The sequence below is a fragment of the Variovorax sp. P4_D9 genome, from assembly GCF_056401695.1.
Map to the genome: position 1 here is coordinate 1 of NZ_JBFUIU010000559.1, position 6,068 is coordinate 6,068.

Below are 6,068 nucleotides of genomic sequence, written 5' to 3' on the forward strand. Positions count from 1 at the left end.
AGTTGGCAAAACAGCATCGCAACCAGCTGGCCCCAACTGGAGAAGCCCTTGGACGCGTATTCAGCCTGGGTGCGCTTGACGATGTGCTCGAACTCGATGCGCGGAATCAGCTTGAGGATCTGACTGAACATGCTGCATGATGCTTTCACGTTGGGCCTCTCGTGAGTGGGGTGGAAGTTCGTTTGGCGACAACTTTTTACCCCACGCATCGGGATGGCTCAACGCCTTTCTGTCTTGGACAAGAGTGGGTCGAAACCTAGACTTGGTCTCACATCAACGGGGCAGCCAAGCCCGCCGCCAAAGGAAATGCGAGAAATGAACGCCAGAGACAACACAATTGCGCCGAGCCAGCAGGCGCCCGAACGCCACCAGCCGAAGCTGTATCACGACCTGCTGACGCCCGATGAAACGAAGGCCGTTCGCGAGGAGGTCCGCCGCTTTGCCGACGAACACGTGGCGCCGGTGGCCTGGGAGATCGGGCATCGGGAAGAGTCGGTCGATAACTTCCCGCGCGATCTCTTCCGCAAGATGGCCGAAGCGGGATTGTTCCGGATCCCTTTCGCGGCCGAGGTGGGCGGCCGTGGATTGAAGCACCCGGCGTGCGCCACCGCCGCGCTCATCGAGGAGCTGGCCTACCACTCGAACTCTGTCGCGGCAGTCGTCGACGTGCACTGCATCCTGGCCGGCCACGCGCTGGAGCATGCGTCGCTTGCGCTGCAACAGCGCTACCTGGCCCCGCTGCTGGCGGGAGAGAAGATCGGCAGTTTCGCCACCACCGAGCCCGATGCCAGCACGGATCTCAGCATCAAGACGATGCAGACCTTCGCGAACCGCGAGGGCGCAAGCTATGTGATCAATGGACGCAAGCGCTTCATCACGAATGCGCCAGTCGCCGAATTCGTCGTGCTGCTGTGCGCGGAAGAAGGACGCATGACGGTAATCGTCGTCGATCTCGACGCACCGGGCGTGCGCGTCGGCGCGCCCGATCGGAAGATGGGCAATCACGGCCAACTGAGCGCCGACATCTATTTCGACAACGTGCAGGTTCCGGCGGAGAACGTCGTTGGCGCAGTCGGCGGCGGCCTCAAGATCGCATTGCAGACGTTGACCTACGGGCGCATCGGCATCGCCGCGAGTGGAGTCGGGATGGCGCAGGCCACCTTCGACCACAGCGTCGAGCGACTGAAGACGCGGCAGGCATTTGGCAAGACGATCGCGCAGTTCCAGCACTGGCAGTTCAAGCTGGCCGAGCGCGCCACCGAGATCGAGAATGCGCGCAACCTGTACATGAAGGCGGCGCTTCGCATGGATGCGGGCGAGGCGTTTCCGGAGCCCGAGGCCGCCATGGCGAAGTGGTACGCAACCAACCTCGCTGCCGAATTCGCACGCGACGGTGTTCAGATCTTTGGCGGCTATGGCTTCATGGCGGAGTTGGCAGCCGACGGCTCGCACTACCGGGTGGAGGAAATCTATCGCGATTGCAAGATCGCGGAGATCTATGAAGACACCAACGAGATCCAGAACTGGTAATCGCCCGCTCAATCTTCGGCAAAGACGTCACGGGCTAGGACATTGATGCCCTTGCCATTCAGGTCACCCTAAGCTCCGCCCTTCAGCGCCGCCATGAAGTTGCTCGATCGGCCTAGATCCTGCCGTTATGTCCGGAGACCGCCCGGCGTCGCTGCCCGGCGACTTCGCCAAACTGCTGCTTGTACCAACGCGAGAAGGCGCTCAGCGCCGAGAAGCCCAGCAGCTCGCCAACCTGCGACAGCGCACGCGTGCCGTCATCGACGTAGTGTGCAGCCAGCTCGCGCCGGATGGTGTTCACCACTTCGGTAAATGTCGTGCCCTCGCGTAGCAGGCGCCGATGTACGGTGCGACGGTCGACGCCGAGTTGCTGAGCGACCTGGTCGATGGAGCATTGGCCCGAAGGCAACAACACCACCAGGATGTGGCGCACGCTATCGACCGCGCTCATGCGAGCTGCGCCCGCGGTGGCTTCGAGAAGCTGCCGCGCATAACGCGCCATCACCGGGTCGGCCAACGGGTTCGCGGCATCCATGTCGCGCGTGGTGCAGACGAGCCCATTGAAGTCCTGACCGAAGTCGACGGCATAGCCGAACATCCGAAAGTGCAGGCCCGGATCGCGCGGCGGTGCATGCGCGAAGCACACCCGCAGCGGATTCCAAGCGGGGCCGAGGAAGAATTTGAGGTTGCGGAACATGACGCCGACAAGAAGCTCTGTCGCTTGCCGCGTCGAGGCGCCATGCCCGATGAGCAACTCTTGCCGGATCACCGCGATGCCTTCCGCCTCATCGAGCTTCGCGAAGACCGATTCATTGAGTACATGGCTGTAGCGAATCATTGCCCGAACGACGCGCCGTACCGTAGGTTTCTCACGCGCCATCAATGCCACCACTCCGAGGTTCGACAGTTGCCGTGTCTCAGCCATGCGCAATCCGAAGTTGTCCATTCCGCTGGCCAATGCCGAGGCCTCCAGCAAGTCCCGTACCGCGCCGCTCGGAATCCGCAGGTCGGGATCGTGCAGGAACGCCGGGTTGAGGCCCACATCGGCCAGCAACACTATGGGGTCGAGTCCGGCCGCACGCGCGACCTCGGCGTAGTTGGTCAAGCTGGCGCTGCGAACGAGATTCGACATGGGTTAGTACTGGCTGTCCCCACAGGGTAAATGAGTGTCACCGTTGGTCAATCGGCATTTTCCTGCTCCCACGACAGTGCTCACATACTCATGAGGCACCAAATGAATGAAGAGAAGAAACGCTGTGCCGCCCGCCTGGGCGGTAAGGTCGGCGCTGATCACCGGCGCCGGACTCGGCCTTGGGGGCGTCACTGCCGAGGCGATGGCCGATGAGGGCGCGCACCTGGTGTTGTGCGACATCGACCCCGCGGCGCTGCAACACACGCAATCCCGCCTCGAGACGCGGGGCGCGGAATGCCTCGCGCTGCGTTGCGACGTCTCCGACAGCACCGCGGTCGACGCGATGTTCGCGCAGGCTGTGCAACGCTTCGGTACGGTCGACATCCTGGTCAACAACGCTGCGCGCGTGCCCAGTGCGCCCGCCGAGGAGGCGCGGCGCAACCTGCACCAGCAGTACATGACGACGCCGGTGCGGCGCCGGTCGCTGGGCATCGTGTTCTCGCTGTCCCAGACGACGAATGGCTCAAGTGGTGGGGAGTCAACATGCACGGCGTGTTCTTTTGCACGCGCGCGGCGCTGCGTCTGATGGAGCCGCGGCGCTCGGGCAAGATCACCAACATCGCCTCGATCGCCGGACTCGGCGCCGGTACCACGCACAGCCCCGGCTACTCGGCGTCCAAGGCCGGCGTCATAAGCCTGACTAAGACCAGCGCGCTGGAAGCTGCCGGCGCCAATATCTACGTCAACGCCATCGCCTGCGGCGGCGTGCTGACGCCGACGCTGGAGGACTACCTCGCGCGTGCGAGCGAAGAGCAGAAAGACCGCTTGAACCAGCTGATCCCGCTCGGGCGCGTCGGCCGGCCCGAGGAATACGCCTCGCTCGCGGTGTACCTGGCCTCGGACGAACACTACCTGGTTGGCCAGGTGATCAGCCCCAACGGAGGCATGATCATCTGATCGTCACACAGGGTGGGAGCCCATTTCATTTGCGGACGGATGATGCAGCTGCCACCGCCAGACCACGGCAAATATCACCAGTGCCATCTCGGCCGGCTTGCTGCTGCTAAGCGGCACGACCGGCGCGCCGTTTCTGCCCAAGCTGGCCGAGGTTTCGGGGGCCGTGCAGGCACGCCGGATTGAGGCGCACATCAGGCAGTAAGACCATGGGATCGAGGCCGGCCGCAGCGCGATCTCGGCGTAGTTGGTCAAGGTGGCGCTGCGAATGAGGTTCGACATGGGGTTAGTACGAAGCTGTCCCAACGGGGTAAATGAGTTCCTGGATCCGTGAGCCCAAGAGTGAAAGCCACTCACCCTGCGGGTGCGGTCGATCCGAGGTGATTTCGGTAAACGCGAGACGAGTGCGAGGCGTTGATGGTGCTGTTTCAAACGCGTGGTCTGGTCAACTCGACTACGACCTGACGCCTGTGGCCGGTCTGGCGCTGGTCGGACATCATCTGAATCGACTCGCCTCAGTGTTCAAGCGTGTCGACAGCGCCTTGGCCGTTCAGAATGGCGTTGCCAACAGCGACATCCTGCGCAGCTACCTGGGGCTGCTGGTGCAGGGCAAGAGTGACTTCGATGCGATCGAGAACTTCCGCGGCGATGCCTTCTTCAAGCGGGCGCTGGGCATCAAGCTACTGCCCTCCAGCCCGACGCTTCGCCAGCGCATGGACGCCCGCGCGGACGACCTGTTTGACTTCCTGCCGACGCTGATCGAGACGCTGCTGGCCAGCGCGCGGCCCGACTATGGCGTCTTGGCGTGCGGCTGKCTGCCGCTGGACGTGGACACCTTCGCCATGAACAACGGCGGCACTGTCAAAGATGGCGTGGGGCGCACCTGCGCCGGGGTCGATGGCTACTGCCCGCTGGCCGCGTACCTGGGCTCGCACCGGTTCTGCCTGGAGTGGCGCTGCGCCCGGGCGTGCAGCATTCGGCGTCGGAGACGCAATTCAACTTCGAGCGCGTGATCCCCATGGCGCAACGCCTGAGCGCGGCGGGTCCGATGGCACCGATCCTGGCGCGCCTGGACTCTGGCTTCGACTCCGCGGCGCTGAAGCGCCAGATCGAGTCATACAACCGTGCAGGCGTGCCGCAACTGGACTGGCTGATCAAGTGGAACCCGCGCACGAGCGACGTGGCGGCGCTGGCCGAGCGGCTCGGGGCCGACGCCACCACGCTCTGGGAACATCCCCGCGAGGGCAAGTGCATGACGCTGTGGGAAGAGGCCGCTGGAGATCGAAGGCATCGAGCGGCCGCTGCGCCGCGTGCTGCGCCTGACGAGCGCACCGTCGATGCGCAGGGCCAGTTGTTAATCGAGCCCAGGCTCACGCTGGACGGCTGGAGCACCAGCCTGAGCGCCAAACAGACCGATGCGAAGGCCATCGTCGCGTTGTACGCCGACCACGGCACGCACGAGCAGTTCCATTCCGAGTTCAAGACCGACCTCGATCTGGAGCGGCTGCCCTCGGGCAAGTTCGGTACCAACTACCTGGTGTGCGAGCTCGCGGCGCTGGCCTTGAACATCCTGCGCCTGATGGGCCAGGCCGGGCTGCTGGGGCCCGATGCGCCGGTACGCCATGCGGCCAAGCGCCGGCGCCTCAAGACGGTGATGCAGGAACTCATCTACCGCGCCGGGCGCCTCATCGAGCATGGYCGGCGCCTCATCCTCGGGCTGGGTGCCAATGATCGCTCGACCAAGCCCTTCCAGCGGCTGCACGGAGAACTCTTCGCTGCCTGCGGCTGAGAGCAGCCGGCCTGTCACCGGCCTGACGAACTCACGGATCCAGAAAATCGCATTCCAGCGAGGTTGCGGCGTGGGCCTGCGCACGCACAACCAACCCCAATCGACCATCGACCCGTGATGTCGACGACTTCATCGCGTCGGATCGGGCACCACCATGGGTCGGGCAACCGAATTGCTCGGTCACAGGACAACAGAGCAGCCCAGATCGGTCCGCAGGGCATTGGGGCTCACGGATCCAGGAACAACTTAAGCACAGCGGCTTTCGCGCAGCCATCAGTGCCGGTAAGTGATCTCGAGGGCGCCGAAGCCGTCAAGGGCTTCTACGGCGTCTGGGCGCAGACCAACCAATCGATCCTCTACGAGGACGAACAGGTGGCCGTCGCCGACAACTTCATCGCGTCGGTGTCGACGATGTACCAGCAGACGCACGGCAAGACGCTGGCCGCCAACGGCGCATGCAGGTCGACGACGAGAATGCCTACTACCTGATCAAGGTCCCCGGCATGCAGATGTTCTGGCCCTATGACGACCAAGGCCGCTTGCTGGGTGAAGATGTCTGGGAGCCCTGGGAGCCGAATCCCGCAGCGCGCACGCTGACCAAGCTGGCCCCCACCGAGGTGCTGACCAGCGAGGAATCCGGCCGGCGGCTCGCGCCATTCATCAAGC

General features: G+C 64.0%; 6 protein-coding genes and 3 pseudogenes. 6 read left to right on the forward strand and 3 right to left on the reverse strand.

What is annotated here, in order from left to right:
• Positions 1–209, reverse strand: a 209-nt coding sequence (locus AC1DY5_RS38665; protein WP_478119752.1) for a DUF4372 domain-containing protein, incomplete at its 3' end; no start/stop codon positions are given.
• 106 nt (positions 210–315) lie between these two features.
• On the opposite strand from AC1DY5_RS38665, the gene AC1DY5_RS38670 reads away from it, so the two are divergent.
• Positions 316–1,530 (forward strand): acyl-CoA dehydrogenase family protein, encoded by a 1,215-nt coding sequence (locus tag AC1DY5_RS38670; RefSeq protein ID WP_478119753.1) that lies wholly within the window; start codon positions 316–318, stop codon positions 1,528–1,530.
• A 112-nt stretch (positions 1,531–1,642) separates the two neighbouring features.
• Here the strand turns inward: AC1DY5_RS38670 and AC1DY5_RS38675 are convergent, their stop codons facing one another.
• Positions 1,643–2,659 (reverse strand): AraC family transcriptional regulator, encoded by a 1,017-nt coding sequence (locus tag AC1DY5_RS38675; protein WP_478119754.1) that lies wholly within the window; start codon positions 2,657–2,659, stop codon positions 1,643–1,645.
• A 106-nt stretch (positions 2,660–2,765) separates the two neighbouring features.
• On the opposite strand from AC1DY5_RS38675, the pseudogene AC1DY5_RS38680 reads away from it, so the two are divergent.
• Positions 2,766–3,053, forward strand: a pseudogene (locus AC1DY5_RS38680) (SDR family NAD(P)-dependent oxidoreductase); the annotation flags it as partial.
• Entirely contained in the window at positions 2,954–3,616 is a 663-nt protein-coding gene (locus tag AC1DY5_RS38685; protein ID WP_478119755.1) for an SDR family NAD(P)-dependent oxidoreductase, read from the forward strand. The pseudogene AC1DY5_RS38680 and the gene AC1DY5_RS38685, both read left to right, overlap by 100 nt.
• A 3-nt stretch (positions 3,617–3,619) precedes the next feature.
• Here AC1DY5_RS38685 and AC1DY5_RS38690 read toward each other — a convergent pair whose 3' ends face one another.
• On the reverse strand, positions 3,620–3,895 hold the full coding sequence (locus tag AC1DY5_RS38690; protein ID WP_478119756.1) for a hypothetical protein: 276 nt from the start codon (positions 3,893–3,895) through the stop codon (positions 3,620–3,622).
• Positions 3,896–4,074: 179 nt separating this feature from the next.
• Between AC1DY5_RS38690 and AC1DY5_RS38695 the strand changes: the two are divergent.
• The 3 genes and pseudogenes from AC1DY5_RS38695 to AC1DY5_RS38705 form a co-directional block, all read left to right on the forward strand.
• Positions 4,075–5,402 (forward strand): annotated as a pseudogene (locus tag AC1DY5_RS38695) (IS1380 family transposase).
• 276 nt (positions 5,403–5,678) lie between these two features.
• On the forward strand, positions 5,679–5,891 hold the full coding sequence (locus AC1DY5_RS38700) for a hypothetical protein (RefSeq protein WP_478119757.1): 213 nt from the start codon (positions 5,679–5,681) through the stop codon (positions 5,889–5,891).
• Positions 5,858–6,068 (forward strand): annotated as a pseudogene (locus AC1DY5_RS38705) (hypothetical protein); the annotation flags it as partial. The gene AC1DY5_RS38700 and the pseudogene AC1DY5_RS38705, both read left to right, overlap by 34 nt.